This is a genomic window from Acinetobacter sp. FB (assembly GCF_056033405.1).
On record NZ_CM148502.1, the window covers coordinates 491,598 to 518,470 of the forward strand.

Here is a 26,873-nt window from a genome sequence, read left to right on the forward strand (position 1 = left end):
ACATTCTACTTAACTTAATTGTTTAAAAAAAGTTCTTATCGACAAAGAAAATAGATAAAAAGTAATTGATCAGTCTAAAAAATGTTCACTTAAATAAAAAGATTAAGAAAGGGGGGTTGTATTGGTTTGGGAATGCTGTAGAATGCACATCCATCGGCGGTGATGCAGATAAAAACTTGTTGAGAAACAAGGATTTGGCTAGATTGGTTGGGTTCTTGGATTGATTGATAGGTTTTAAAAATATCTAAATTACCTGTTGACTTTAAGATAAATTAGAGTAACATAGCCGACCTAGCTTGATGATGACGAATCATCAAGAAGATCATTAAGAGAATAGAAGAACAACTTGTGTGGATTTTTACTGGTTGATCGATCGAAAATATTTCATTGATTGAATGGTAGAAATTTCTCGAAGTTTATTTGAGCGAATTTTTAGTCAGAAAATTGATGAGCCAAGATTTGTAGCCATAAGCTACTAATGATTTTAAACTGAAGAGTTTGATCATGGCTCAGATTGAACGCTGGCGGCAGGCTTAACACATGCAAGTCGAGCGGAGATGAGGTGCTTGCACCTTATCTTAGCGGCGGACGGGTGAGTAATGCTTAGGAATCTGCCATTTAGTGGGGGACAACATTCCGAAAGGAATGCTAATACCGCATACGTCCTACGGGAGAAAGCAGGGGATCTTCGGACCTTGCGCTAAATGATGAGCCTAAGTCGGATTAGCTAGTTGGTGGGGTAAAGGCCTACCAAGGCGACGATCTGTAGCGGGTCTGAGAGGATGATCCGCCACACTGGGACTGAGACACGGCCCAGACTCCTACGGGAGGCAGCAGTGGGGAATATTGGACAATGGGCGGAAGCCTGATCCAGCCATGCCGCGTGTGTGAAGAAGGCCTTTTGGTTGTAAAGCACTTTAAGCGAGGAGGAGGCTACTAGTACTAATACTACTGGATAGTGGACGTTACTCGCAGAATAAGCACCGGCTAACTCTGTGCCAGCAGCCGCGGTAATACAGAGGGTGCGAGCGTTAATCGGATTTACTGGGCGTAAAGCGTGCGTAGGCGGCTTTTTAAGTCGGATGTGAAATCCCCGAGCTTAACTTGGGAATTGCATTCGATACTGGGAAGCTAGAGTATGGGAGAGGATGGTAGAATTCCAGGTGTAGCGGTGAAATGCGTAGAGATCTGGAGGAATACCGATGGCGAAGGCAGCCATCTGGCCTAATACTGACGCTGAGGTACGAAAGCATGGGGAGCAAACAGGATTAGATACCCTGGTAGTCCATGCCGTAAACGATGTCTACTAGCCGTTGGGGCCTTTGAGGCTTTAGTGGCGCAGCTAACGCGATAAGTAGACCGCCTGGGGAGTACGGTCGCAAGACTAAAACTCAAATGAATTGACGGGGGCCCGCACAAGCGGTGGAGCATGTGGTTTAATTCGATGCAACGCGAAGAACCTTACCTGGCCTTGACATACTAGAAACTTTCCAGAGATGGATTGGTGCCTTCGGGAATCTAGATACAGGTGCTGCATGGCTGTCGTCAGCTCGTGTCGTGAGATGTTGGGTTAAGTCCCGCAACGAGCGCAACCCTTTTCCTTACTTGCCAGCATTTCGGATGGGAACTTTAAGGATACTGCCAGTGACAAACTGGAGGAAGGCGGGGACGACGTCAAGTCATCATGGCCCTTACGGCCAGGGCTACACACGTGCTACAATGGTCGGTACAAAGGGTTGCTACCTAGCGATAGGATGCTAATCTCAAAAAGCCGATCGTAGTCCGGATTGGAGTCTGCAACTCGACTCCATGAAGTCGGAATCGCTAGTAATCGCGGATCAGAATGCCGCGGTGAATACGTTCCCGGGCCTTGTACACACCGCCCGTCACACCATGGGAGTTTGTTGCACCAGAAGTAGGTAGTCTAACCGCAAGGAGGACGCTTACCACGGTGTGGCCGATGACTGGGGTGAAGTCGTAACAAGGTAGCCGTAGGGGAACCTGCGGCTGGATCACCTCCTTAACGAAAGATTGGTGACTGGTAAGAATCCACAACAAGTTGTTCTTCGAAGATGTATCTGAGGGTCTGTAGCTCAGTTGGTTAGAGCACACGCTTGATAAGCGTGGGGTCACAAGTTCAAGTCTTGTCAGACCCACCAAATCTGATTGTAGTAGCTTAGATTGAAAGATATGTCGTTCATTAAGTGATAAGCTGGGGACTTAGCTTAGTTGGTAGAGCGCCTGCTTTGCACGCAGGAGGTCAGGAGTTCGACTCTCCTAGTCTCCACCATGAATTAAAAGAGTTTGTAAAAACGAACTTAATTCAAAGCTAAGAAGATTATAGAGTTTAGTGAATACAGTCCAAGTTGACTGGTTTATTAATCTCTGTGATTTATCACAGTTTACTGCTCACCGACGAGGTGGTAGTTAATCATTAACAGATTAGAAAATTGAGTCTGAAATAAATTGTTCACTCATTTGTTCGAAAGAACAAAATGAGAACTAGCAAAAACACTGAATCAAGCGTTTTGGTATATGAATTTAGATTGAAGCTGTATGGTGATTAAGTTCACAGACAACGAATAGTAGCAATTAAGTTTGCAACGCTAACACTCACTTGTATGTGTTAACGACTGTTTGGGGTTGTATAGTCAAGTAATTAAGTGCATGTGGTGGATGCCTTGGCAGTCAGAGGCGATGAAAGACGTAATAGCCTGCGATAAGCTCCGGGGAGGCGGCAAATATCCTTTGATCCGGAGATTTCTGAATGGGGGAACCCACCCGCTATAAGGCGGGTATCATAAGCTGAATACATAGGCTTATGAAGCGAACGAGGGGAAGTGAAACATCTCAGTACCCTTAGGAAAAGAAATCAATTGAGATTCCCTTAGTAGCGGCGAGCGAACGGGGAGCAGCCCATTAAGTTGTGTGTGTTCTAGTGGAACGCTCTGGGAAGTGCGAACGTAGAGGGTGATATTCCCGTACACGAAAGGGCACACACAATGATGACGAGTAGGGCGAGGCACGTGAAACCTTGTCTGAATATGGGGGGACCATCCTCCAAGGCTAAATACTCCTGACTGACCGATAGTGAACCAGTACCGTGAGGGAAAGGCGAAAAGAACCCCTGTGAGGGGAGTGAAATAGATCCTGAAACCGCATGCATACAAGCAGTGGGAGCCGACTTGTTCGGTGACTGCGTACCTTTTGTATAATGGGTCAGCGACTTATATTCAGTAGCGAGGTTAACCGTATAGGGGAGCCGTAGAGAAATCGAGTCTTAATAGGGCGTTTAGTTGCTGGGTATAGACCCGAAACCAGGCGATCTATCCATGAGCAGGTTGAAGGTTGGGTAACACTAACTGGAGGACCGAACCCACTGTCGTTGAAAAGCCAGGGGATGACTTGTGGATAGGGGTGAAAGGCTAATCAAGCCTGGTGATAGCTGGTTCTCCCCGAAAGCTATTTAGGTAGCGCCTCGGACGAATACCATTGGGGGTAGAGCACTGTTTCGGCTAGGGGGTCATCCCGACTTACCAAACCGATGCAAACTCCGAATACCAATGAGTACTATCCGGGAGACAGACTGCGGGTGCTAACGTCCGTAGTCAAGAGGAAAACAATCCAGACCGCCAGCTAAGGCCCCAAAATCATAGTTAAGTGGGAAACGATGTGGGAAGGCATAGACAGCTAGGAGGTTGGCTTAGAAGCAGCCACCCTTTAAAGAAAGCGTAATAGCTCACTAGTCGAGTCGGCCTGCGCGGAAGATGTAACGGGGCTAAAACTATGTGCCGAAGCTGCGGATTTGACATTAGTCAAGTGGTAGGGGAGCGTTCTGTAAGCCGATGAAGGTGTATTGAGAAGTATGCTGGAGGTATCAGAAGTGCGAATGCTGACGTGAGTAACGACAAAACGGGTGAAAAACCCGTTCGCTGAAAGACCAAGGGTTCCAGTCCAACGTTAATCGGGGCTGGGTGAGTCGACCCCTAAGGCGAGGCCGAGAGGCGTAGTCGATGGGAAATTGGTTAATATTCCAATACTTCTGTGTAATGCGATGAGAGGACGGAGAAGGTTAAGTCAGCCTGGCGTTGGTTGTCCAGGTGGAAGGTTGTAGGCATGTATCTTAGGCAAATCCGGGGTACTCTATGCTGAGAACTGATAGCAAGCTGTACTTGTACAGTGAAGTGGCTGATACCATGCTTCCAGGAAAAGTCTCTAAGCTTCAGTTACACAGGAATCGTACCCGAAACCGACACAGGTGGTCAGGTCGAGTAGACCAAAGCGCTTGAGAGAACTCTGCTGAAGGAACTAGGCAAAATGGTACCGTAACTTCGGGAGAAGGTACGCTGCTGACGGTGATGGGACTTGCTCCCTGAGCTATTGGCAGCCACAGAAACCAGGCCGCTGCAACTGTTTATTAAAAACATAGCACTCTGCAAACACGAAAGTGGACGTATAGGGTGTGATGCCTGCCCGGTGCTGGAAGGTTAATTGATGGGGTTAGCGTAAGCGAAGCTCTTGATCGAAGCCCCAGTAAACGGCGGCCGTAACTATAACGGTCCTAAGGTAGCGAAATTCCTTGTCGGGTAAGTTCCGACCTGCACGAATGGCATAATGATGGCGGCGCTGTCTCCAGCAGAGGCTCAGTGAAATCGAAATCGCTGTGAAGATGCAGTGTACCCGCGGCTAGACGGAAAGACCCCGTGAACCTTTACTGCAGCTTGACATTGAACTTTGACCTTACTTGTGTAGGATAGGTGGGAGGCTTTGAAGTTGGAACGCTAGTTCCAATGGAGCCGTCCTTGAAATACCACCCTGGTAATGTTGAGGTTCTAACTCTGCCCCGTAATCCGGGGCGAGGACCATGTCTGGTGGGTAGTTTGACTGGGGCGGTCTCCTCCTAAAGAGTAACGGAGGAGTACGAAGGTGCGCTCAGCGTGGTCGGAAATCACGCGTAGAGTATAAAGGCAAAAGCGCGCTTAACTGCGAGACCCACAAGTCGAGCAGGTACGAAAGTAGGTCTTAGTGATCCGGTGGTTCTGTATGGAAGGGCCATCGCTCAACGGATAAAAGGTACTCTGGGGATAACAGGCTGATACCGCCCAAGAGTTCATATCGACGGCGGTGTTTGGCACCTCGATGTCGGCTCATCTCATCCTGGGGCTGAAGCAGGTCCCAAGGGTATGGCTGTTCGCCATTTAAAGAGGTACGCGAGCTGGGTTTAGAACGTCGTGAGACAGTTCGGTCCCTATCTACCGTGGGCGCTGGAAATTTGAGAGGATCTGCTCCTAGTACGAGAGGACCAGAGTGGACGAACCTCTGGTGTACCGGTTGTGACGCCAGTCGCATCGCCGGGTAGCTATGTTCGGAAGGGATAACCGCTGAAAGCATCTAAGCGGGAAGCCTACCTCAAGATAAGATTTCCCTAGGAATTTATTCCTCTAAAGAGCCGTTCGAGACTAGGACGTTGATAGGTTGGGTGTGGAAGCACGGTGACGTGTGAAGCTGACCAATACTAATTGCTCGTGAGGCTTGACTATACAACACCCAAACAGTTGTTGTATTCAAGATAAATTCAATACATAACTTGATTTAGTGTGAAAACTAGTTACAATACAGACCCAATAATCTAATCCGTTAATAACTCTTTCGGTAATAAGTGGCAAAAAACGTAAGACCACCGAAAGCCAAAACAGTTTGCTGGCGACAATAGCAAGAGTGAACCACCTGATCCCTTCCCGAACTCAGAAGTGAAACCTCTTAGCGCTGATGGTAGTGTGGCGTTTGCCATGTGAGAGTAAGTCATCGCCAGCTTTTAAATCTAAACACCCCTAACCTAACGGTTGGGGGTGTTTTTTATTGTCCAGAGTTTTATATACTGAATCTTTATTTAAGATCTTTCTGATATGACTTGGATCGTTGTACAAAGTTTTTCCTTTCCATATGAGGCTCAGATCGCCAAAACGGAATTGGAAGCAGCTGAAATTGCACGTATTGAAAATGAACATACCATTAATATGGATTGGCTTTATTCCAATGCTTTAGGTGGTGTACGACTATTAGTTCCAGAACATTATGCAGAAGAAGCGAAAGTATTACTTGTACAAGATTTTAGCCAAGAAGTAGAACAACAGTTTGGAGCAAGTGAAAGCTGTCCTAATTGTGGTAGTACTGATATACAACCTTATACAGAAGGTAAACGCCCCGCTTATGTGATTTTTCTATTGCTTGGCTTTCCACTATTTTCTTATAAAAATGGAACGAAGTGTCGGCAGTGCCAACATTTTTGGAGTTAATGCCGTATAGCAAATCAGCAAGATGTTTTAAATCACCAATGATCTGTATATGCTCAAATTAAAATAAAAAGCGCATTGAAGTTTATGAATATTCAGAAAAATATTTTATGGGTAGATTGCACTGCGGCTGCATTTGCTGGGCTGGTCGTATTGCTTGCTGCACAATGGTTAAGTCAACTTTATCATTTACCCAAAGGGATTATTGTTTTCGTGGGTTGCGTGAATCTCTTATACGCATGTTATTCATTTACACTCGCCAATTATAAAAAATGTGCACTGTTCCTCATCAACATTTTGGTGATTGCAAATAGCATCTGGGTCTTGGCTTGTCTGGTTATGCTTTGGCGATTCTGGCAGGAAATGACAATCTTTGCAGTGATCCATATTGCTGTAGAGGCTGTCTTTGTTGGTGCTTTGGCTCGATTGGAATATGAATGGCGGCATCAACTTAAATTTTCTTATCACGAAAGAAATAACTAAATTAAGTGGGCATCATTTAAACAGCTTTGTCTAATACACTAGAAGATTATAAAAAGGACAATAAGATGGAATATAACGGAAGTTGTAATTGTGGAAAATCACCTTTATTGCGCAAGGTGATTTAACTAAAGCAATGTCATGTAACTGCTCGATCTGCCAAAGAAAAGCTTCTTTATTGTGGTTCTTACCGATAGATAAAGTTCATATCTCAGTTCGAATATGTTTTAACTAGTTACCAATTTAATAAGCATGTGATTGATCATCATTTTTGTAAGATCTGTGGTATTCATCCTTATGCTATAGGTATTGATCCGCATGGGAATAAGATGTAGGCCATTAATATTAGATGTATCGAAAATTTAGATTTGAAAAGCACAAAAATCAATCATTTTGATGGCCGTTTGGTGTAGTATTAAAATTTAGAGAAGAAAAATGACTAAGAAAAAACAGTTAAGTGCTGAACAGACGATCATGTTGTTTGAGATCCTAGAAAAGCGTTTTGAAGAAAATATGCATCGGCATCAAGCTTTAAATTGGGTTGATATTGAAAATCAGTTGAAACAGAAACCTGAAAAGCTATGGGTGTTGAATCAAATGGAAGAGACCGGTGGAGAACCTGATATCGTATCATTTGACTCAAAATTATCAGAAATCATCTTTTATGATTGTGCTATAGAAACGCCAAAAGGGCGTAGAAGTCTTTGTTATGATCGCGCTGCTTTAGATGCACGTAAAGAACATAAGCCCGAAAATAATGCGCTTGAAGTTGCAGAGACAATGGGTATTGAATTGCTCACAGAAGAACAATATAAACAATTACAGTCGGTTGAACATTTTGATCTAAAAACATCGAGTTGGGTAAAAACACCAGAAGATGTACGCAAATTAGGTGGAGCAATTTTTTGTGATTCTCGTTATGGACGAGTTTTTACTTATCATAATGGTGCGCAATCTTATTATGCGACTCGTGGTTTTCGTGGTCGACTAAAAATATAATTTTGTACTTTATGTCATTATTCTAATTTTTTTTAATTTTAAATTTTGCCAAGCGCTTGCTTGGTTTTTATGGTTTTGATACCTTAGTGCTCACTAAATATTCGAAAACAATGATCAATAATTACTAGGAAGTAAGCATGCTACTCAATCCCTTATATTACACTGAGCAACATTTAGCCTTTGCTGAGAGTGTTAGGCGCTTTACTGAAAAGGAAATTAGTCCTTTTATCAATGAATGGGATGAAGCGGAAACCTTTCCGAGAGAACTTTATAAAAAGGCTGCTGATATTGGCTTGCTTGGTGTTGGCTTTGATGAAAATTATGGTGGTATTGCGGGAACGGATGCATTTTATACTCTACTTGCCTCCGTTGAGTTGGCGAAGTGCGCATCAGGTGGTTTGGCTGCATCATTACTTTCACATACGATTGGTACGCCACCAATTCAGCATTTTGCTCAAGAAGAGGTCAAGGCTGAAGTCTTACCACAAATTTTGTCAGGAGAAAAAATTTCTGCATTAGCAATTACTGAACCTAGCGGTGGTTCGGATGTTGCGGCTTTGAAAACCCAAGCGGTTCGAGATGGTGACGATTATATTGTCAGTGGTGAAAAGACCTTTATTACATCGGGTATTCGTGCGGATTATTATTCTGTTGCAGTAAGAACTGATCCCGATGCGAAGGGCGCTAATGGTATTTCAATGTTGCTGATTGATGCGCATAGTGAAGGCATTACAAAATCAAAGCTAGATAAAATGGGCTGGTGGGCATCGGATACAGCTCATTTGCACTTTGATAGTGTGCGAGTACCAGCCAAAAACTTACTTGGTGCCGAAAATATGGGCTTCTTTGTCATTATGAACAACTTTAACATGGAGCGATTTTTTCTTGCTGCCAGTAGCTATGGTTATGCATTGGTTTGCTATGAAGAGGCTTTGGATTGGGCTCAACAACGTCAGACTTTTGGTAAACGCTTAATTGATCATCAAGTCGTGCGTCACAAGTTGGTCGATATGGCGACACGTTTAACTTCAACTCGCGCATTATTGGAAGATACGGCCTACCGTTTAGGAAAACCTGAATTACAGGGAAATGAACTGATTGCTCAGATTTGTATGCTCAAGAATGTGGCTACACAAACCATGCAATTCTGTGCCGATGCTGCGGTGCAGACATTAGGCGGTATGGGTTTTATGCGTGGTATGAAATCTGAACGTATCTATCGTGAAGTGAAAGTGAACATGATTGGTGGTGGTGCAGAGGAAATTATGAAAGACCTTGCCAGCCGCCAACTCGGTTATTAAGCGAAATTTTAAGGCTTTAGATCATGACGAGATTGGTCTAAAGCTGTATTTATAAAAGAACAACTAGTTAAATAATAATTTAGGAAAAAGACATGGATGGTTTATCACTTAACCCGATTTATTACACATCTGAACATCGGGCTTTTGCAGACAGTGTCAAACGTTTTGTAGAGAAAGAAATTTCACCTTATGTGAATGAATGGGACGAGGCAGGAACATTTCCACGAGCACTCTATCAACAGGCTGCAAATATCGGTTTAATGGGCTTAGGTTATGATGCTGAACATGGTGGCATTCCCGATGCAGATGCCTTTTATGTCATGTTGGCAGCAATTGAGATGGCAAAAGCTGGATCTGGTGGTGTACATATTTCGCTTATGATTCATAGCATTGGAACACCACCCATTCATCATTTTGCTCGACCTGAGATTCGTAATGAAGTTATGCCACAGATTATTGCAGGCGAAAAAATATCAGCCTTGGCGATTACCGAGCCTAGTGGCGGTTCTGATGTAGCAGCAATTAAAACCAAAGCAGTTCGAGAAGGAGACCATTATATTTTAAATGGTGAAAAGACCTTTATTACCTCAGGGATTCGTGCTGATTATTATACGGTTGCTGTAAAGACGGATCAGCAAGCACAAGGCGCCAAAGGTATTTCTATGTTACTGGTCGATGCACATAGCAAGGGAATAACCAAATCACCTTTACAGAAAATGGGTTGGTGGGCATCAGACACAGCGCATTTGCATTTTGACAATGTCCAAGTCCCAGTTAGTCATTTGTTGGGTGAGGAAAATGCTGGTTTTAAAGTCATTATGAATAACTTTAATATGGAGCGTTTTTGGCTAGCAGCGATGGCATATGGTTATGCCTTGGTCTGTTATGAGGAAGCCTTAGATTGGGCAAAACAGCGTCAAACTTTTGGAAAGCGCTTGGTAGATCATCAAGTGGTTCGCCACAAACTCGTAGATATGGCAACACAATTGACCTCAACACGAGCATTATTAGAAGATACAGCTTATCGAATGGGACAAAATGAGCTGCAAGGAGCAGGCCTCATTGCACAAATTTCGATGTCAAAGAATGTAGCGACTCGTACGATGCAATTTTGTGCGGATGCTGCTGTGCAAACTTTGGGTGGAATGGGTTTTATGCGTGGAACCAAGTCCGAACGAATTTATCGTGAAGTGAAAGTGAATATGATTGGTGGTGGTGCTGAAGAAATTATGAAGGATTTGATTAGTAAGCAGCTAGGCTATTAATACCTTTATGGCGAATAAAAAGTGTGGTTAATTTCCGCACTTTTTATTTTCAAATTTATTCTAGTTCAGCTAATTCTTCTAAAGAGATTTGGCGGATTTCAAATATAGGTTGTTTCAAAAATGAGTTCAAAGTTTTTATATCGATAAATTTTATATTATCTAGGGCAATACCTTCGATACTGTCTTTTTCAGCATCGTAACGAATATCTGGAGTCTGTTCGATAAATTGTTTGAATAACAGTGGACTATCGCTTAACTCGGCAAGTGGTTTGTCCATCAAGGCTTCGAACTCATAGTCCATCGCATAAATATTGGCTTCCCACATAACATCGCTAAAGTTTTCATCTTGGCTAGAAATAATACTGCCAGTTTCATAACCACTAAAATAGTCTTCTTCTGAATTGATCCAAAGCACATAGCAAGGTTGTGTCGAATCGATCTCTAAGAGTTGATACCAAACAATACCTGAAATTTTGGCAAATTTAAAAGCATCATCTTCATTCAGCTTAGGAATTTCTCCATCATCTATATTAAAAGTTTTTCCTGTTTTTTCTAAAATTAAAGCTTCAAGTTTTTCGTAGATTTCATCATCTGCTTCACCATTGCCAATGTCATAGTTACATAGTTCATCATAGTATAAGCCTTCGACGACTAGTGATTTGTATGCCTTTTCAGCTTCAGCTTTATCTGTATAAATCTGCTTGATCGCACCTGTTGAAACGCAATTGGTCAGATGCCATTCATCATTGTAAGCAAAGTCGTTTTGACGAATCACGTATTGGATATTGCTCATGTTTATTTCCCCTTTAATTAAGCAATTTTAGTTTTTAATTCTTGCAGTTTGGCTGCACTTGGCGGGACGGCCATACCATTGTCCATCCAAAGCTCAAAACGCATTGCATTGAAAAAGAAGTCTGGACTAATATCAAAAGCAATAAATTTGGCTTCGCCTTTTCCCATCATAGGAAGAATGGTATTGATAAACCAACTATTGTGAGTGATCAGTAAAGATTTTAGTTGACCTGTCACTGATAATGGAGAGAGTAATGTTGCTGATAGCTTTGGATCATCAATCACATCTGAGTGAAATTTTTCGAGGCGTTTAGCTAGTCCATCTGTAGGAATATCCTGCATTGCAGCAACGAAGTCTCCAATCGTTGGAATAAAGCGGTGATGGAAATCCACTAACAGATGATCTTTTTCACAAAGGTCTTTAACTTCTATGCTATTGCCAGCACTATTTTCGAAGTAATGTCCAAAAATCGGAATAATTACTTCTTGAACTCCCCAAAAGGTATGCAAAATACGATGGCGGTTGTCGGTGCATAGCATTTTTGTGCTGTCGATTAGCGCATGAATATCAATATAATCTTCAAGCTCGCCCCCACGACGTTTCACTGAAATATTGGCATGTTGAACTGGATTCATTTTTACTATTTCTTGTAATCTTTTGATGTTTAAGCAGAATAGCAGTTTTTAATTTGAACGAGAATAGAGGAAATTGGTTAGGCGTTAAGTTGTGTCGTTTGTTTTATTAAAGTAAAAGTCATCATTTAACTGAATTATTTTAACCATGTATTGCTGATAGTTTGAATATATAAGTGGCGGTAGCGCTGAAGAAATTATCAAAGACTTGATTAGTAAGCAGTCTGGTTACAGATATTTATATTTGGGAGACTATCTTATTAACTCAATCCAATAGTTTCCTTTCCCTTCTGGATGAACTGCTATATACCAAAGTGATGAATCTTTAGCATATACGAAAATTTGAAACCCCTGATCCTGCATTTCCTTTTTTGTACCATGATTTACAGTACTTATTTTAATTGGAATTGCACCTTGATCGCTAAAATACTTTAGGTCTATTGGTGAAAAAGTAAAAGAGCCGTTACCTTTATTCAAGTCTAGATCATTTGTTTCAACAATATTTGTTGTGCTGGGCGGTAAAATTGGAGGTAACCAACCGCGTTCAAAAGCATGTTCAGCTTTCGCATGCCGCAAATCTGTAAATTTGGTTGTAACGATATCATCTGTACAACCGAGTATTAGGCTGGAAAGTAAGATTATAAATGTTCGTTGCATATATTTTGCTCAAAAATATAAGAGGAAATTATTCATTATTTCAGTGCCATTTCCCAAACCATTTCAGTCAGTTCATCCACTTTGACTTTACCATCTGGGTTATACCACGTGACCGACCAAGAAATAGAACCACCAACTAATCGACGCCAAATAAATGCATCATGTTTAACTTTTCCTTGAGCACGTAATTTTTCAATCACATTGAGCCAAATTTGTTCATACTCATTGCGCATCTTTAAAAGATAGTCTTGTTTTTCTTTAGAGAGGGCAAACCATTCATGAACAAGTACGGCCATCGCGGCACCTGTATCCCCAGTAATAGAAATCAGTTCAGCTTTGATCAAATCACGTAATTGTTGTTCTGGCTCGTTTGAACGTTCGGCTGCTTCTTTTAAGCGGGCAAAGTTATAAATAATGGTTTGTTCCATGACAGTAGCTAAAATGTCATCTTTACTTTTGAAATGATGGAACAAGCTACCTGACTGGATACCAATAAATTCACCGAGTTGTCGAACCGTGGTTTTGTCATAACCTTGTTTATAGAATAGGTAAGCTGCACCCAGTAATAAACGCCCACGTGGACTATCGTCAAAACATACAATTTTAGGTATTTGCTCAATTGAAGTTGCGATCATGCCAGTCCGTCTATCCTATTAAATCTAGTGAGCATTGTAACAAAATTCATTTCATGAATTGTCTTATCTTTTTATAACAAGCATTTGCTTGGGTTTGTCTATTTTTGCCAATACAGCATATCATTATGTACTTTACAAACCAAGCACTTGCTTGGTAATGTTGGAGCAATTTAGAAATAACAATGAGAAAGCTCATGACAAGCATCAAGCAGGATGATCAGAAGGTAATCAAAATTGGGTGTGCATCAGGTTTTTGGGGGGATACCAATACAGCCGCTTTTCAGTTGGTGCATCTGAGTGATATTGATTATTTAGTCTTTGATTATTTGTCAGAAATTACCATGTCTATCATGGCAAAGGCAATGATGACCGATCCAAATCATGGTTATGCTTTAGATTTTGTTAGCCGAGTGATGGCACCACTGATTAATAAAATTGCTGAGAAAAAAATCAAAGTTATTAGTAATGCAGGGGGTGTTAATCCTTTAGCTTGTCGTGATGCCTTACAAAAAATAATTGATGAAAAAGGATTAGATTTAAAAGTTGCTGTGGTACTTGGGGATGATGTATTACCTAAACATGCTGAGCTACTAAAACAAAATGTTCAGGAAATGTTTAATGGTGAGGCTTTACCACATCATGTAGCTAGCAGTAATGCCTATTTAGGAGCAGTTGCGATCCGTGATGCCTTGGATTTAGGTGCGGATATTGTGATTACAGGTCGAGTGGTTGATTCGGCTGTGGTACTTGCACCCTTACTGCATGAATATAAATGGTCACTCGATGATTATGATAAGTTGGCTCAAGGCTCATTGGCGGGGCATGTGATTGAATGTGGTGCTCAATGTACAGGTGGTAATTTTACTGATTGGCGTTTAGTACAAGGCTTTGACAACATGGGCTTTCCAATTGTAGAAGTCAGTGCAGATTCCTCTTTTGTTGTGACTAAACCACAAGGTACAGGTGGTTTAGTATCGACTGCAACGGTCGCAGAGCAAATCGTTTATGAAATAGGTAATCCACAAGCCTATTTACTTCCTGATGTGACAGCTGATTTTAGCCAAGTTTATTTAGAACAAGTCGGTGAAGATCGAGTAAAAGTTACAGGTGCAACAGGTCGTGCACCAACGCAGCAATATAAAGTCAGTGCTACCTATGCGGATGGTTATCGTGTTTTAGTTAGCTTCTTGATTGCAGGTCGTGAAGCACCTGAAAAAGCTCAAACGATTGCCAATTCAATTCTAAATAAATGTGAACGTGTATTGGCTTTGCGTTCTGTTCCGCCATTTAGTGAAAAATCAATTGAAATTCTTGGGATCGAAAGTACTTATGGCCCGCATGCCAGAGTGAAAGATAGTCGTGAGGTGGTCGTCAAAATTGCTGTGAAACATATGTTTAAAGAAGCTTGTATGTTCTTTGCTTCGGAAATTGCACAAGCCTCCACAGGTATGGCACCTGCATTGGCGGGGATTGTTGGTGGTCGTCCTAAAGCTTCGGCGGTGGTTAAACTTTTCTCTTTCCTAATTGATAAAGATCAAATCAAGGTTAAGGTCGATTTTGCAGGGCAACGTCATGCTGTTGAGATTCCAACTGGCTCAACCGTACAGAGTTTTGTTCCGCACCCAATTGGTGAAGTCGCAATTTATCAAGGTGATGAAATTGAAGTGCCTTTGATTGAAGTCGCACATGCACGCAGTGGCGATAAGGGCAATCACAGCAATATTGGTGTTATTGCACGAAAGACTGAGTACTTACCTTGGATTCGAGCGGCATTAACTGAGGAAAATGTTGCTGATTATATGCAGCATGTACTTGATCCAGACAAATCAAAAGTCATTTGTTATGAACTGCCAGCCATGCATGCACTGAACTTTATGCTTGAAAATGCATTGGGTGGGGGGGGAATTGCTAGTTTGCGGATTGATCCGCAAGGTAAGGCTTTTGCACAGCAATTGTTAGATATGCCGGTGAAGGTGCCTAGAAAACTAATTGTCTGATCATCAATATCAACTAGTATATGAGTTTCGCTTGCACGAGATACTGTAAGCGAAACTCCAGTACTTTTTATATTATGTCTAGTCCACAAGAAATGAGATAGTTATAGATTGAGTCATAGTGTTTTTGAGGTCTTGTAGGGTCTGTTCCATCTACAGCCGGAATAAAAATAACCATACCTTGCCGAGCCCTGGTCAATAGAACTCTATAAGCATTGATAAGATAGCTTTTAGTCGAGTCTTTATTAATATTTTGCCACTTTGAGCCTTTAAAACTTTGAAATTGCCAACCTTGATCATAATAAAGATTAATATCCCAAGTTACGCAGGTATAGTCGATTTCAAGCCCTTGGATATCGAACTCAGTTGCTAATATCCTCTAAGTAATAAGATGAACGGGTATCATCCTGATGATTTAGAAACCAATCAGTTGGAGATATATCATTTTTAACATAGATACCTTCTGCTTTTAGTCTTTTAGCGCCTGAACTTGCGATAAGCCCAATTCGCTCAGTACCTCTAGCTTGATTTCTTAACCAGGCTTTTGCCTTGGCTAAGTCTCTCGTGATTTTAATTGGATAATTATTTTTAATTTCTTGATAAATTTTAGAAGCTTGATCATTTTGATTATCTAAAATAGATTGGATTAATGACGCAACTTTTTCACTTCGAAATGAGCGGACAGAGGTGGATAAATGAAGATCAGTTCTTTGATGTCCATGTTGCTGTAACCAATTTGATAAATCTGGATTATTTAGATAGGTATTTGGTTTAGCCAAAATTTTATCTGAATAATAAATATCCCAAGCTTGATATTTTGTTTTTAGCGACTCGATCCACTCTGAGACACCAGCTTCACCAGTATTAATTTCTTGACCACCGCCGATTACACATATAATTGTGCACCAGTCATCATGTCGATCCATTACACTGATTAGATATTCTGGTTCAGACATATCAAAGTTTGGAATTCCTTTTTTCTGTTGCATGAACTTGGAGACTTGTTCTTTTTGCCAAGCTCTTTGTGCTTCATCGAAAACAACAACTTTTTCAATCGGCGCATGAGGTGTTCTTAAATTATCATCTCTAAAATGATGAATATTTTGAATAAAAGCCTTGGCTTTTCGTTCAGCCTCTGTACGTGAAATTTTCTGGCCCCTTTTTTTAGCAGATTCTACCGAGTCTCTGGTTAGAGCTTCCCTCAATAGATCTACTAATGGGCCATTACCAGATAAAAATACTGAATGTTCTGATTCATCTGCTTTAAGTCGCTCATTCGCGATATTTAGACCCGCAAGAGTTTTCCCAGCCCCAGGAACACCTGTTAAAAAACAGATTGATTTCTTATGTTGGGTTTTAGAGTCTTCGATAATTTTATTTATTAAATGAGAGGTATTTGATAGGTTAATTGTACCAGCATCACTCCTTGAAATTTCTTTGACACTATGACCTTTATATAAGGCTTGAGCAGCCTCAATAATCGTTGGTGTCGGCTTATAAACGCTATTTTCCCAACTATGAATATCTAAGCTTTCTGTAGTTTTTGCTTGGTCTAAAATTTGAAGCAATATCTCTTTGAAATTTTCTTTATTACATAAAATGCAAGTTGTCAGGTTCAATGAACCATTGATATTAGAAGGTTTACTTGGAGCATTTGTAGCAATAAGAATGGGGACAATCGTTTTATTATGGCTGCCTTCATGAAAATTCTGTAAGTCAAGGCAATAGTCGATTGTCTGATTCTGAGCATAGTTTGAATAACTTCTGTCACCTACTTTGAACTCGATTACGAAAATCAAATTATTAATAATTAAAATGTTATCTACTCGTTTTCCCATTCTGGGGATGGAAAACTCGAAATATAAATGTCCACAAACATCATTAAGCTCTTGTTGTAGAAATTCAATTTGTTCTAGCCAAGCATTTTTCTGCAAATCTTCTAAATCATGTTGATGATGGCGTGCCAGTTGTCCAAAAATTGTATTTTTATTTTCGTTTAAAAAAGAATCTATCGAACTTTGATAATAACTTGTATTCATTGTGAGTTTTTAAATTTTAAAAATCTTAGATTGAACAATATCTTAGCATCAAAAATAATCAATTACTTAAAATAGTACGACTTCTGCTCTAAGTCACAATATGTACTTTACAAACCAAGCACTTGCTTGGTAGTGTATAGGCATTCAAAAATAATACATGAATGGATCTTATCAAAATGGCTTACCAATCAATTTTCAGGGCAGATGCATTTACTGACAAAGTGATTATCGTGACAGGCGGAGGTTCGGGTATTGGCCGTTGTACCGCACACGAATTGGCTTCTTTAGGCGCTCAGGTGGTGATCACTGGCCGCAAAATTGAAAAGTTAGAAAAAGTTAGCCAAGAAATTTTAGAAGATGGTGGCAAAGTCCATTTTATCGTCTGTGATAACCGTGATGAAGAACAAGTCAAAAACATGATTGCTGAAGTGATTGAAAAATTCAGCAAACTGGATGGTCTAGTCAATAACGCAGGTGGGCAATTCCCATCTGCACTTGAAAGTATTTCTGCCAATGGCTTTGATGCTGTAGTACGTAATAACCTGCATTCAACTTTTTACCTGATGCGTGAAGCCTATAACCAATGGATGGCAAAACACGGCGGTAGCATTGTCAATATGGCTGCTGATATGTGGGGCGGTATGCCAGGAATGGGACATTCTGGTGCAGCACGTTCGGGTGTGGATAACCTGACCAAAACCGCTTCAGTCGAGTGGGGGCGTTCAGGCGTTCGGGTTAATTGTGTCGCGCCGGGTTGGATTATTTCTTCTGGCATGGATAACTACAGTGGTGACTTTGCCAAATTCATTATTCCAAGTTTGGCAGGTAATGTGCCTTTAAAACGCATGGGTACAGAATCTGAGATATCTTCAGCGATTTGTTATTTACTTTCTGATGCTGCTGCATTTGTTTCAGGTGTGACCTTAAGAGTTGATGGTGCAGCTTCACAAGGAACACGGATGTATCCGTTAGCAGATGCAACGAATAGCCAGTCTTTTAATGGCTTCCATCGTGCATTTATTCCAGATGTACTCAAAGATCAGATTGAAAAAGCAGAGCAACAATCTGCCCAAGCGCAAGATGCAAATAAGGATTAAATCATGACTATTCTTCAATCTGAAATTGCAGTCGGTAGTGAACAATATCAACAAAATAGAGATGCTTTATTAAGCCAAATTGCAGAGGTGCGTGCCGTACAGCAAAAAGGCATTGATAAGTCTTACGCAGTAAAACCAAAGTTTGATAAGAAAGGCAAAATTCTCCCACACGAACGTGTACGTTTACTTCTCGATGCTGATTCACCTTTTGTGGAGTTATGCGGTCTAGTTGGCTACAACATGCATGATGATAAAGATGGTTCTGAAGCGGGTGGGGGTATTATTGCAGGAATTGGTTTTGTCAGTGGTGTTCGTGCTTTGGTCACTGCCAGTAATAGCGCAATCAAAGGTGGCACCATGTCACCGATGGGTGTACAAAAAACCTTACGTTTGCAAAAGATTGCGCTTGAACAAAAATTACCAATTGTGACATTGACCGAAAGTGGCGGCGCAAATTTAAATTATGCAGCCGAAGTGTTTACTTATGGCGGTATGACTTTTGCCAATCAGGCGAGAATGTCTGCGGCAGGGATTCCACAAATATCAGTTGTGCATGGTAATGCCACCGCAGGTGGTGCATATCAACCTGGTTTATCTGACTATGTGATTGCTGTCCGTAAGCAAACAGAAATGTTATTGGCTGGTCCACCATTATTGTTAGCAGCAACAGGTGAAGTGGCAACGGCTGAGGAACTCGGTGGTGCTGAAATGCATACTCAGGTTTCTGGTGTAGCTGAATATTTAGCTGAAAATGATGCTGATGGCATTCGTATTGCTCGTGAAATTTTTGAGCATTTGAACTGGAAAGAACAAACCAAAAGCCTCGATCAGGATTATAAAGAACCTCGTTACTCAGCCGAGGAGTTGTTAGGCATTATTCCGCAAGATCCGAAGCAACCTTTGGATATGAAAGAAATCGTGGCGCGGATTATTGATGATTCAGACTTTTTAGAATTTAAACAAGAATATGATGCGCTTACTGTTTGCGGTTGGGCAAAAATGGGTGGGGTACATATTGGAATTATCACCAATAATGGACCAATCACACCACAAGGAGCGGTTAAAGCCGCACAGTTTATTCATCTTTGTGAACAAACCCAACGACCACTTTTATTCTTGCATAATACCACGGGTTTTATGGTCGGAACGGATGCTGAACAAAACGGCATTATTAAACATGGTTCTAAGCTGATCCAAGCGGTTGCCAACGCGACTGTACCTAAAATCTCGATCATTGTTGCTGGTTCTTATGGAGCAGGTAACTACGCCATGTGTGGACGTAGTTTATCGCCTAACTTTATCTTTGCTTGGCCAAATTCGCACGTAGCGGTGATGGGTTCAGCACAGGCAGGAAAAGTGTTGCGTATCGTGGCTGAGGGTAAACAGAAAGCTTCAGGCATGGAACCGAATCCACAGATGTTGGATTTTCTAGAACAAAGTACTTCGATGAAATTGGAACAGCAATCGACCGCTTTATTTAATACAGCGATGTTACATGACGATGGCATTATCGATCCTAGAGACACGCGTAAAGTATTGATCTTCCTGTTACAGACCATTTATGAAGCACAGCAACGCGAGTTAAATCCAACTCGTTTTGGTGTATCACGTTTCTAATTCAACACAAAATTTAGTCAATAAAAATATTTAGGACAGAACTATGAAATTTACCGCAGAGCATGACGCTTTACGCCGTACCGCACGTCAGTTTGTAGAAAACGAACTTAATCCGTTTATTCCAGAATGGGAAGCCGCGGGACGTTTTCCGATCCATGAAGTCTTTAAGAAAATGGCTGATTTAGGTTTGCTTGGTATTTGTAAGCCCGAAGAAAATGGCGGTTTGGGTTTAGATTATTCGTATAACCTTGTGGTAGCAGAAGAATTAGGACGTGCAGCATGTGGTGGTGTGCCTCTAGCGATTGGTGTGCAAACCGATATGGCAACACCTGCACTTGCTCGTTTTGGTAGTAAAGAACTGAGAGAAGAGTTTCTGAATCCTGCGATTCGTGGTGAATATGTGGCATCAATTGCAGTTTCAGAAGTGCATGCAGGTTCAGATGTTGCAGCGGTTAAAACCACCGCAAAAAAAGATGGTGATGATTATGTGATTAATGGCAGCAAAATGTGGATTACTAATTCACTGCAAGCGGACTTCTTCTGCTTACTTGCGAATACTTCTGATGACAAACCGCATGTCAATAAATCAATGATCATTGTTCCTGCTAAAACCGCAGGCATTAGTTTCTCGGAACCATTGAATAAGCTAGGAATGCGTTCAACCACAACGGCTCAAGTTTATTTCGATAACGTTCGTGTACCACAGCGCAATCTGGTGGGTGCTGAGGGTATGGGCTTCATGATGCAGATGATGCAGTTTCAGGAAGAACGTATGTGGGCATGTGCAAATGCTGTCGGTGGTTTGGAAAATGTGATTCAACAAACCATTGATTACACTAAAGAACGGACGACATTTGGTCAGCCACTCATTAATAATCAATATGTGCATTTCCGTTTTGCTGAATTGATGACTGAGGTTGAAGCGCTAAAAGCTTTAACTTATCAAGCCTGTGAACAACATATCGCAGGAGAAAATGTAACGATGATGGCTTCGATGGCAAAGCTCAAAGCAGGGCGCTTAACTCGAGAAGTCGCAGATAGCTGCCTACAATATTGGGGTGGAAATGGCTTTATGTGGGAGAACCCTGCATCACAGTTGTATCGTGATGGACGTTTAGGTTCGATTGGCGGTGGTGCAGATGAAATTATGCTTGGGATCATCTGTAAGCTCATGGATATTCTGCCGAAGAAACAGAAATAAGATAGGAGAAGAAAAATGACACTTTCAACTTCTCTTATTGATTTACAAATAGATGAAAGTATCCAACTTGAACAACAAGGCAGTATCTTAACCCTGTGGCTGAATCGACCTGAAAGCCGTAATGCCATGAGCCTCAACATGGTTAATGCTATTCAACAGGTCTTTGCTCACATTGCTGATGATGTTTCGATTCGTGCGGTAATTTTGCGTGGTAAAGGCGGGCATTTCTGTGCGGGTGGTGATATTAAAGATATGGCAGCTTTGCGTGTTGAAGCAGCGAATGTGGGCAGTTTACAGCCTTATGTTGATTTTAACCGTCGTTTTGGTGCCATGATTGAACAAGTTGATCAAGCTCCGCAAACAGTTGTTGCAATTTTAGAAGGGGCAGTGCTCGGCGGTGGTTTTGGCTTAGCCTGTGTCTCGGATGTTGCGATTAGCCGTGATAATGCTCAATTTGGTCTACCTGAAACAGGTCTTGGAGTATTACCTGCACAAATTGCACCGTTCGTGGTGAAACGGATTGGACTGACTCAAGCGCGTCGTTTGGCGTTGTTAGGTTCACGTTTTAATGGTGAGACTGCACAGAAGTTAGGTGTGATACACGAAGTTGTGCGTGATGACGTTGAGCTTGAGCAATTGCTTACGGATACTATTCAACAGATCAAACGTGCTGCACCGTTGGCATCTCGAAACACCAAAGCATTGCTACATCGAACTTTAAATGAGCCTTTAGATTCTTTACTTGACGATGCTGCACAGCAGTTTGCTCAAGCGGTTGGTGGGGTAGAGGGTCAAGAAGGTACGATGGCATTTATTCAAAAACGTTTACCAAATTGGACTGAGCAATGATGAAATTTTCAAAAGTTTTAGTCGCAAATCGTGGTGAAATTGCCGTGCGTGTGATGCAAACGGCAAAAGCAATGGGTTATCAAACTGTTGCAGTGTATTCAGATGCAGATGTCAATGCTCGCCATGTTCAAGTAGCTGATGAAGCTGTATACATTGGTGTTTCTAAAGTCTCTGAGTCTTATTTGTCGATCACCAATATTATCGAAGCCTGCAAAAAGACTGGTGCCGATGCTGTTCATCCTGGTTATGGGTTTTTATCTGAAAATACCGATTTTGCCCAAGCTTGTAGCGACAACGGTATCACCTTTATTGGGCCAAACGCTGCTGCGATTCATTTAATGGGCAGCAAGCGCTTATCCAAAATTGCCATGATTGATGCAGGTGTACCGTGTGTACCTGGTTATGAGGGTGATCAGCAAGATATTCAATACTTGGCTGAGCAAGCGGAAAAAATTGGTTTTCCATTGATGGTCAAGGCATCTGCTGGTGGTGGTGGGCGTGGTATGCGCTTGGTTCACCAGTCTGCTGATTTACTCGAAGCTTTAAAAACAGCGCGTTCAGAAGCCGAAAATGCATTCGGTTCAGGTGAACTCATTATTGAAAAAGCAGTGATCGCACCCCGTCATGTGGAAATCCAGGTGTTTGGTGACACACATGGCAACTATGTTTATCTATTTGAACGAGATTGCTCAATTCAACGCCGTCATCAAAAAGTGGTAGAAGAAGCACCATGCCCAGTAATGACAACTGAGTTACGCCAGAAAATGGGAGAAGCTGCGGTGGCGGCAGCAAAATCCTGTGATTATATCGGCGCAGGTACGGTTGAATTTTTACTTGATCAGTCTGGCGAGTTCTATTTCCTTGAAATGAATACTCGTTTACAGGTTGAGCATCCTGTGACAGAAATGATTACGGGACTAGATTTGGTCGAGTGGCAACTCCGTGTCGCCAATGGTGAAACTCTGCCGTTACAACAACATGAACTGACTCTAAATGGCCATGCGATTGAAGTACGTTTATATGCCGAAGATCCACGTCAGGACTTCTTGCCACAAACGGGAAAAGTATTACGTTGGCAGCCTGCGGCGTTGCCTAGTGTCCGTATTGATCATGGCATGTTAGAGGCGGGCGAAATTAGCCCATTTTATGATCCGATGGTGGCTAAAGTGATTGCCTATGGTAAATCCCGTGAAGATGCCATTCGTCTATTAGCGCGTGCTGTTGATGATTGTGTATTGCTTGGTGTAAATAGCAATAAACAATTTTTGGTAAATTTATTGCGTCATCCGATTATTGTGGCGGGTGATACCAATACTGCATTTATCCAGCAGCATTTTCAGGATGACGTCAGCCTACATCAACAAGTTCCAACTCTTGAAAGTCTAGCGATTTCAGCAACACTATTTGCGCAACATAAGGCTTCAAAAACGGCATGGCAAACAGGCATTGCAACGCCGCTACCATTAAAGTTGAAATGTGCAGATCAACAACTGTCACTACAAGTCGAGATGGATCAACAGCAAGTCACCGTGCGATTATGTGATCAACAATGTACGATTCAGGTTGTAGAAATAAGCGATACTCAGATCATCTATAACGTTGATGGCGTGCGCCGTAAATTGAGTTATGTACTTGATCAAAATCAACTCTATTTAGATACAGTGAATGGTAATTTAGTGATTGAAAATATTACCTATGCCGCACCTGAAGCTGCTGAAGTGGTAGGGGATGGTAAAATCCGTGCGCCAATGGATGGGGCAATTGTGAATCTATTGGTCAATGCTGGAGACACTGTTAGCAAAGGGCAAACCTTATTGATTTTGGAAGCCATGAAAATCCAACAACAAATCAAGTCGGATGTTGACGGCGTGGTAGATGAGTTGATTGGTCAAATTGGACAACAAGTGAAAAAACGACAATTATTATTAAATGTCGCGATTGCATAAAATGTGTAAATTAAAAAGCTAGGTTCTACGCCTAGCTTTTTAATAACTCTTTCACAGCTAATAGCGAATTTTCAGAATTACCCTTTAATTCTTGGGTTGCAAATTCAGCTAGTGCTTGCTCATGTGCCAATAAATATCGAAGAAATTCTTGAGTCGTTGCATCGGCATGTTGATTCATTCGCTCAAACGTTTCCATAAAAGGTTTTGTACCTTGTTTGAGTAAATGCATTGCAACTTTCCAAGGAAGCTTTGCCATCGCGATACCTGATGCTTTCGCTTGCAACTTAATGTGTGGTCGAATTGAAGCAGTGTGACCCTGTTGCACTAAGAAATCTCCTAACCGTTGAAGTGTTTGAGTTTCCAGTTGTGCCAAAGTTTGCCATTTTTGCTGTTGTTCTATGGAACGGGAATGTTGGGCAGCATTCAGAAAAATTAATTCTCCTAAGATTTCTGATTCAAGTGCAATATTTAAGTCATGTTGAAATTTTGAATAGTTCATTCCATTGATTTCCATCAATAATCTTAGTTTTCCTTTTTATAAATACCACAATATTTGGTCAAAATGTATATTCAACCATCTGTATTCATGACACAGATGGTTTTAAAAATCATGATTAAGAGAACATTTTGAGACGTAAATCTTGCAAACGGGTTTCATATTGTTTTTGCCATTCTGCATCAGAAAGCTGCGATTTTAATGGCTGCATTTCTTGTTGGAGCTGTTGCACGGCTTGCTGATATTGATTGACTTGCTGCTGCTGTTGAACTTCACGTTGATCACGAAGTTGAATATCGTGTCGTTCTTGTTCGGTTAAATACTGCTGCTGCAATTTTTGTTTCAAACTTGCAATCTCAGCAGGATTATTTGAACTTTGATTCAGTAATTGAATCGCTTGTTCATAAAGCCCCATTTTGCTTTCCTGTTTTGTTGCGTCAGGATATTGACGCTGTAATTTCTCAAAAGCTTTTAGACGCTGTTCCGCACTCAGATTTTGATTCTGAGCCAAATCATTATAGGCAAAACGATAGTCTGCATAATGACGTTCTTGCCCAAAACCAAGCATTGCTTCGGCTTGCCCTAAAGTCTGTTCTCTGAGTTTCCACAATGCCTCGAAACGTTGTTTAGGCGATAAAGAAGTCGATAAGACGGTACTTTGCATTTGTTGCTCATATTGCGGCATACGCTTTAGTAAATTTTCAACTAAATGCGCAAACGCTTGATCAGGATAATTAGCTAATGCTTTTGCTAAAGCTGCATTGCAATCAGTCACTGTACAATTCGCCTTAAAATTATTAAGGAATTCTGTGATATTGCCAGGCTGCTGCTGTAATACTTTCAGTTGCTTTAATAAAGCGTCTTGTAGCAATTCATCCTTATTTTTATTTGACATATTTGCATCGTTCATCTGTATAGATGAATTTTCAGATGATGAGGTGGATTTGGTTTGCTGAATTGCAGCGGAAGAGGCAGTGCTCTTCCAAACTACAATTCCGACCAAGACCACTAAAACAATAATAATTGTCAGCAATAGTCTTTTATTCATACAGCATCCTGCTTATGGACTGTAATTAAATTGTCCCATTACAGGGAAATGGTCTGAGAGATCCCAAGTCATATACAAAGGATCTGCTGTGGTACGTAAAATACGCACATCGTTACGAGATTGTGTCGGTTGGCGATGTGTATTTGAAGCCACCACATAATCTAAATATTCAACGGCTGTGCCTCCTGAACCAGCCGCACCTGCTAATTTATTGACACGTGGATCAAATGTCGATGCGGTATAACCTGTACTTGGCGCTGCTGTTGCGTTGAGATTAGTCAGCATATTTTGATAATCTTGAGGCCATAACAGCTTATTGACATTGAAATCACCGCCCATCAACACTGCATCAAAACTTGGAATATTTTGTTGATTGACTAACTGGCGAATTTGCTGGAATTGGACTTGGCGAAGGGCACGTGCTTCATCGGTATCAAATGATGCAGTGTGTGTTGAAGTCACATGATAGGCTTTACCATTTTTAATAATTTCAGCATACAATACGCCTTTATCAGCAAAACAATCCGTTCCTGTACAGTCTGGATAGATTAATTGTGCAGTTTTCACGATTGGGTAGCGGCTAACGATCACGAGACCACTATCAAATAAGTTATAACCTGAACCCACTGGAATATGGGTTTGATATGGATATTGCTGAGCGAGTTGATTCAGCATACCCGTACGAGAAGAAGCAAAAGCTTCTTGCATCATAATCACATCATAACCATTTAAATGATTTGGTAACTCAGCTAAACGTTCACTGATCTTGCTTGCGACCATTGGCAGAGCATATACATTATAAGTCAGTACTTTTAATTCATCTGCACTGCTAGAAACAGGTTCTTGAACTGTATTTTGATGAATCGTGTAATGGAAATCATCATAGCCTCCAGTATATTCAGCTTTTACTGCGGCTTGTGCGGATAAACCAGCGTAAGTTGTATTGATTCGATGAATATCACGGTCTGAATACCATGGTGAAGTAGTGGTCGCCGTTTGAATACCGTGCTTAATCGTACTACCAGACCAAGTTCCCGTCATTGTTTGTTTCAACGTAACTTGTGAATTACCTGTACTTACAACTGTATCGAAATTATAGGTTTTTCCTGATTTTAGACCCGTATAGCGATTGATACGAAGTACACGTTTAGTTTCGTATGGTGCAATTTGAGTTGCTTCCTGCGCCCATTCATTGCCTTGTTGTAAAATATGTGTACCTGTTTGACTGATTTGAACAGAAACAGTTTGTGGTGTGGTATTGGTCACAAATACATAAGAATCAGCAACTGCATCTTGCGAAGCAAGACCTCCTAAAAGCAGTGCAAACCCTGCGCCAAACTTTAAGCTTCTCAGCCCCATAATACATCTCTCCATAGTGCATAATGATAAATAAACAAAGGACAACCAATAATTATAAAATATTCATTTTCGAAAATTTAATGATTGTTATTTGTTCGAAATTTATAATAATGAAAATATATTGCCAACGCATGTAAAAAACCAACCATTTATCTGAACTTATTGATAATTA

Annotated in this window: 18 protein-coding genes, 2 tRNA genes, 3 rRNA genes and 2 pseudogenes; 17 read left to right on the forward strand and 8 right to left on the reverse strand. The window is 41.2% G+C overall.

Going from position 1 to position 26,873, the window contains the following annotated elements; genetic code table 11:
• The first annotated feature begins 486 nt into the window (after positions 1-486).
• The 11 genes and pseudogenes from AC0JIQ_RS02370 (at position 487) to AC0JIQ_RS02420 (ending at position 10,338) form a co-directional block, all read left to right on the forward strand.
• Positions 487-2,023, forward strand: a 16S ribosomal RNA gene (locus AC0JIQ_RS02370).
• A gap of 59 nt (positions 2,024-2,082) precedes the next feature.
• Positions 2,083-2,159: transfer RNA gene (locus AC0JIQ_RS02375), tRNA-Ile, on the forward strand.
• A 55-nt stretch (positions 2,160-2,214) separates the two neighbouring features.
• Positions 2,215-2,290: transfer RNA gene (locus AC0JIQ_RS02380), tRNA-Ala, on the forward strand.
• A 359-nt stretch (positions 2,291-2,649) separates the two neighbouring features.
• A 23S ribosomal RNA gene (locus tag AC0JIQ_RS02385) occupies positions 2,650-5,540 on the forward strand.
• Positions 5,541-5,699: 159 nt separating this feature from the next.
• Positions 5,700-5,814, forward strand: a 5S ribosomal RNA gene (rrf, locus tag AC0JIQ_RS02390).
• Together the 16S, 23S and 5S rRNA genes with 2 tRNA genes alongside form the textbook arrangement of a ribosomal RNA operon.
• Before the next feature lie 92 nt (positions 5,815-5,906).
• On the forward strand, positions 5,907-6,296 hold the full coding sequence (locus AC0JIQ_RS02395; RefSeq protein WP_474202514.1) for a putative signal transducing protein: 390 nt from the start codon (positions 5,907-5,909) through the stop codon (positions 6,294-6,296).
• Between the two features lie 84 nt (positions 6,297-6,380).
• Positions 6,381-6,776, forward strand: a complete 396-nt coding sequence (locus AC0JIQ_RS02400; protein ID WP_474202515.1) for a hypothetical protein — start codon at positions 6,381-6,383, stop codon at positions 6,774-6,776.
• Between the two features lie 65 nt (positions 6,777-6,841).
• Positions 6,842-7,186: pseudogene (locus tag AC0JIQ_RS02405) on the forward strand (GFA family protein).
• Between the two features lie 22 nt (positions 7,187-7,208).
• Complete coding sequence (locus AC0JIQ_RS02410; protein ID WP_287691082.1) at positions 7,209-7,772, forward strand: DUF4256 domain-containing protein; 564 nt, start codon at positions 7,209-7,211, stop codon at positions 7,770-7,772.
• A gap of 137 nt (positions 7,773-7,909) precedes the next feature.
• A complete protein-coding gene (locus AC0JIQ_RS02415) occupies positions 7,910-9,073 on the forward strand; it encodes an acyl-CoA dehydrogenase family protein (protein WP_474202516.1) in 1,164 nt (387 codons plus the stop codon).
• A gap of 92 nt (positions 9,074-9,165) precedes the next feature.
• Positions 9,166-10,338 carry an acyl-CoA dehydrogenase family protein gene (locus AC0JIQ_RS02420; RefSeq protein WP_474202517.1) on the forward strand — a complete coding sequence of 391 codons (1,173 nt, stop codon included), beginning with the start codon at positions 9,166-9,168 and terminating at the stop codon, positions 10,336-10,338.
• Between the two features lie 55 nt (positions 10,339-10,393).
• Here the strand turns inward: AC0JIQ_RS02420 and AC0JIQ_RS02425 are convergent, their stop codons facing one another.
• The 4 genes from AC0JIQ_RS02425 to AC0JIQ_RS02440 form a co-directional block, all read right to left on the reverse strand.
• Complete coding sequence (locus AC0JIQ_RS02425) at positions 10,394-11,131, reverse strand: hypothetical protein (protein ID WP_474202518.1); 738 nt, start codon at positions 11,129-11,131, stop codon at positions 10,394-10,396.
• Positions 11,132-11,148: 17 nt separating this feature from the next.
• A complete protein-coding gene (locus tag AC0JIQ_RS02430; RefSeq protein ID WP_474202519.1) occupies positions 11,149-11,766 on the reverse strand; it encodes a DUF6915 family protein in 618 nt (205 codons plus the stop codon).
• Between the two features lie 249 nt (positions 11,767-12,015).
• Positions 12,016-12,420, reverse strand: coding sequence for a YbbD-related protein (locus tag AC0JIQ_RS02435; protein ID WP_474202520.1), 405 nt, complete (start codon positions 12,418-12,420; stop codon positions 12,016-12,018).
• 35 nt (positions 12,421-12,455) lie between these two features.
• Complete coding sequence (locus AC0JIQ_RS02440; protein ID WP_346511008.1) at positions 12,456-13,055, reverse strand: TetR/AcrR family transcriptional regulator; 600 nt, start codon at positions 13,053-13,055, stop codon at positions 12,456-12,458.
• 194 nt (positions 13,056-13,249) lie between these two features.
• On the opposite strand from AC0JIQ_RS02440, the gene AC0JIQ_RS02445 reads away from it, so the two are divergent.
• The gene (locus AC0JIQ_RS02445) at positions 13,250-15,052 is read left to right on the forward strand and encodes an acyclic terpene utilization AtuA family protein (RefSeq protein WP_474202521.1); all 1,803 of its coding nucleotides are present in this window, start codon (positions 13,250-13,252) and stop codon (positions 15,050-15,052) included.
• A 67-nt stretch (positions 15,053-15,119) separates the two neighbouring features.
• On the opposite strand, the pseudogene AC0JIQ_RS02450 reads toward AC0JIQ_RS02445, so the two are convergent.
• Positions 15,120-17,088, reverse strand: a pseudogene (locus AC0JIQ_RS02450) (DUF2075 domain-containing protein).
• Between the two features lie 176 nt (positions 17,089-17,264).
• Between AC0JIQ_RS02450 and AC0JIQ_RS02455 the strand changes: the two are divergent.
• Genes AC0JIQ_RS02455 through AC0JIQ_RS02475 form a run of 5 tightly spaced genes read left to right on the forward strand, consistent with a single transcriptional unit; the run spans position 17,265 to position 23,798 of the window.
• Positions 17,265-18,185: an SDR family oxidoreductase gene (locus AC0JIQ_RS02455; protein ID WP_420001480.1), complete on the forward strand. Its 921-nt coding sequence runs from the start codon at positions 17,265-17,267 to the stop codon at positions 18,183-18,185.
• Between the two features lie 3 nt (positions 18,186-18,188).
• Complete coding sequence (locus AC0JIQ_RS02460; protein ID WP_474202522.1) at positions 18,189-19,802, forward strand: acyl-CoA carboxylase subunit beta; 1,614 nt, start codon at positions 18,189-18,191, stop codon at positions 19,800-19,802.
• A gap of 43 nt (positions 19,803-19,845) precedes the next feature.
• Positions 19,846-21,003 (forward strand): acyl-CoA dehydrogenase family protein, encoded by a 1,158-nt coding sequence (locus AC0JIQ_RS02465; RefSeq protein ID WP_474202523.1) that lies wholly within the window; start codon positions 19,846-19,848, stop codon positions 21,001-21,003.
• 15 nt (positions 21,004-21,018) lie between these two features.
• Positions 21,019-21,852 carry an enoyl-CoA hydratase/isomerase family protein gene (locus AC0JIQ_RS02470; protein ID WP_474202524.1) on the forward strand — a complete coding sequence of 278 codons (834 nt, stop codon included), beginning with the start codon at positions 21,019-21,021 and terminating at the stop codon, positions 21,850-21,852.
• The gene (locus AC0JIQ_RS02475) at positions 21,852-23,798 is read left to right on the forward strand and encodes an acetyl/propionyl/methylcrotonyl-CoA carboxylase subunit alpha (RefSeq protein ID WP_474203213.1); all 1,947 of its coding nucleotides are present in this window, start codon (positions 21,852-21,854) and stop codon (positions 23,796-23,798) included. Before AC0JIQ_RS02470 ends, AC0JIQ_RS02475 begins: the two co-directional genes overlap by 1 nt.
• Positions 23,799-23,829: 31 nt before the next feature.
• Here the strand turns inward: AC0JIQ_RS02475 and AC0JIQ_RS02480 are convergent, their stop codons facing one another.
• The 3 genes from AC0JIQ_RS02480 to AC0JIQ_RS02490 form a co-directional block, all read right to left on the reverse strand.
• On the reverse strand, positions 23,830-24,297 hold the full coding sequence (locus AC0JIQ_RS02480; protein ID WP_474202525.1) for a hypothetical protein: 468 nt from the start codon (positions 24,295-24,297) through the stop codon (positions 23,830-23,832).
• Between the two features lie 115 nt (positions 24,298-24,412).
• Positions 24,413-25,342, reverse strand: coding sequence for a lipase secretion chaperone (locus AC0JIQ_RS02485; RefSeq protein ID WP_474202526.1), 930 nt, complete (start codon positions 25,340-25,342; stop codon positions 24,413-24,415).
• A 12-nt stretch (positions 25,343-25,354) separates the two neighbouring features.
• Positions 25,355-26,701, reverse strand: coding sequence for a sphingomyelin phosphodiesterase (locus AC0JIQ_RS02490; protein ID WP_287690647.1), 1,347 nt, complete (start codon positions 26,699-26,701; stop codon positions 25,355-25,357).
• Between the last annotated feature and the right edge of the window lie 172 nt (positions 26,702-26,873).

Bases quoted from the DNA above. Each gene is read 5' to 3' on its own strand.
- AC0JIQ_RS02395 (WP_474202514.1), top strand. From the start codon at position 5,907: ATGACTTGGATCGTTGTACAAAGTTTTTCCTTTCCATATGAGGCTCAG.
- AC0JIQ_RS02400 (WP_474202515.1), top strand. From the start codon at position 6,381: ATGAATATTCAGAAAAATATTTTATGGGTAGATTGCACTGCGGCTGCA.
- AC0JIQ_RS02410 (WP_287691082.1), top strand. From the start codon at position 7,209: ATGACTAAGAAAAAACAGTTAAGTGCTGAACAGACGATCATGTTGTTT.
- AC0JIQ_RS02415 (WP_474202516.1), top strand. From the start codon at position 7,910: ATGCTACTCAATCCCTTATATTACACTGAGCAACATTTAGCCTTTGCT.
- AC0JIQ_RS02420 (WP_474202517.1), top strand. From the start codon at position 9,166: ATGGATGGTTTATCACTTAACCCGATTTATTACACATCTGAACATCGG.
- AC0JIQ_RS02425 (WP_474202518.1), bottom strand. From the start codon at position 11,131: ATGAGCAATATCCAATACGTGATTCGTCAAAACGACTTTGCTTACAAT.
- AC0JIQ_RS02430 (WP_474202519.1), bottom strand. From the start codon at position 11,766: ATGAATCCAGTTCAACATGCCAATATTTCAGTGAAACGTCGTGGGGGC.
- AC0JIQ_RS02435 (WP_474202520.1), bottom strand. From the start codon at position 12,420: ATGCAACGAACATTTATAATCTTACTTTCCAGCCTAATACTCGGTTGT.
- AC0JIQ_RS02440 (WP_346511008.1), bottom strand. From the start codon at position 13,055: ATGATCGCAACTTCAATTGAGCAAATACCTAAAATTGTATGTTTTGAC.
- AC0JIQ_RS02445 (WP_474202521.1), top strand. From the start codon at position 13,250: ATGACAAGCATCAAGCAGGATGATCAGAAGGTAATCAAAATTGGGTGT.
- AC0JIQ_RS02455 (WP_420001480.1), top strand. From the start codon at position 17,265: ATGGCTTACCAATCAATTTTCAGGGCAGATGCATTTACTGACAAAGTG.
- AC0JIQ_RS02460 (WP_474202522.1), top strand. From the start codon at position 18,189: ATGACTATTCTTCAATCTGAAATTGCAGTCGGTAGTGAACAATATCAA.
- AC0JIQ_RS02465 (WP_474202523.1), top strand. From the start codon at position 19,846: ATGAAATTTACCGCAGAGCATGACGCTTTACGCCGTACCGCACGTCAG.
- AC0JIQ_RS02470 (WP_474202524.1), top strand. From the start codon at position 21,019: ATGACACTTTCAACTTCTCTTATTGATTTACAAATAGATGAAAGTATC.
- AC0JIQ_RS02475 (WP_474203213.1), top strand. From the start codon at position 21,852: ATGAAATTTTCAAAAGTTTTAGTCGCAAATCGTGGTGAAATTGCCGTG.
- AC0JIQ_RS02480 (WP_474202525.1), bottom strand. From the start codon at position 24,297: ATGAACTATTCAAAATTTCAACATGACTTAAATATTGCACTTGAATCA.
- AC0JIQ_RS02485 (WP_474202526.1), bottom strand. From the start codon at position 25,342: ATGAATAAAAGACTATTGCTGACAATTATTATTGTTTTAGTGGTCTTG.
- AC0JIQ_RS02490 (WP_287690647.1), bottom strand. From the start codon at position 26,701: ATGGGGCTGAGAAGCTTAAAGTTTGGCGCAGGGTTTGCACTGCTTTTA.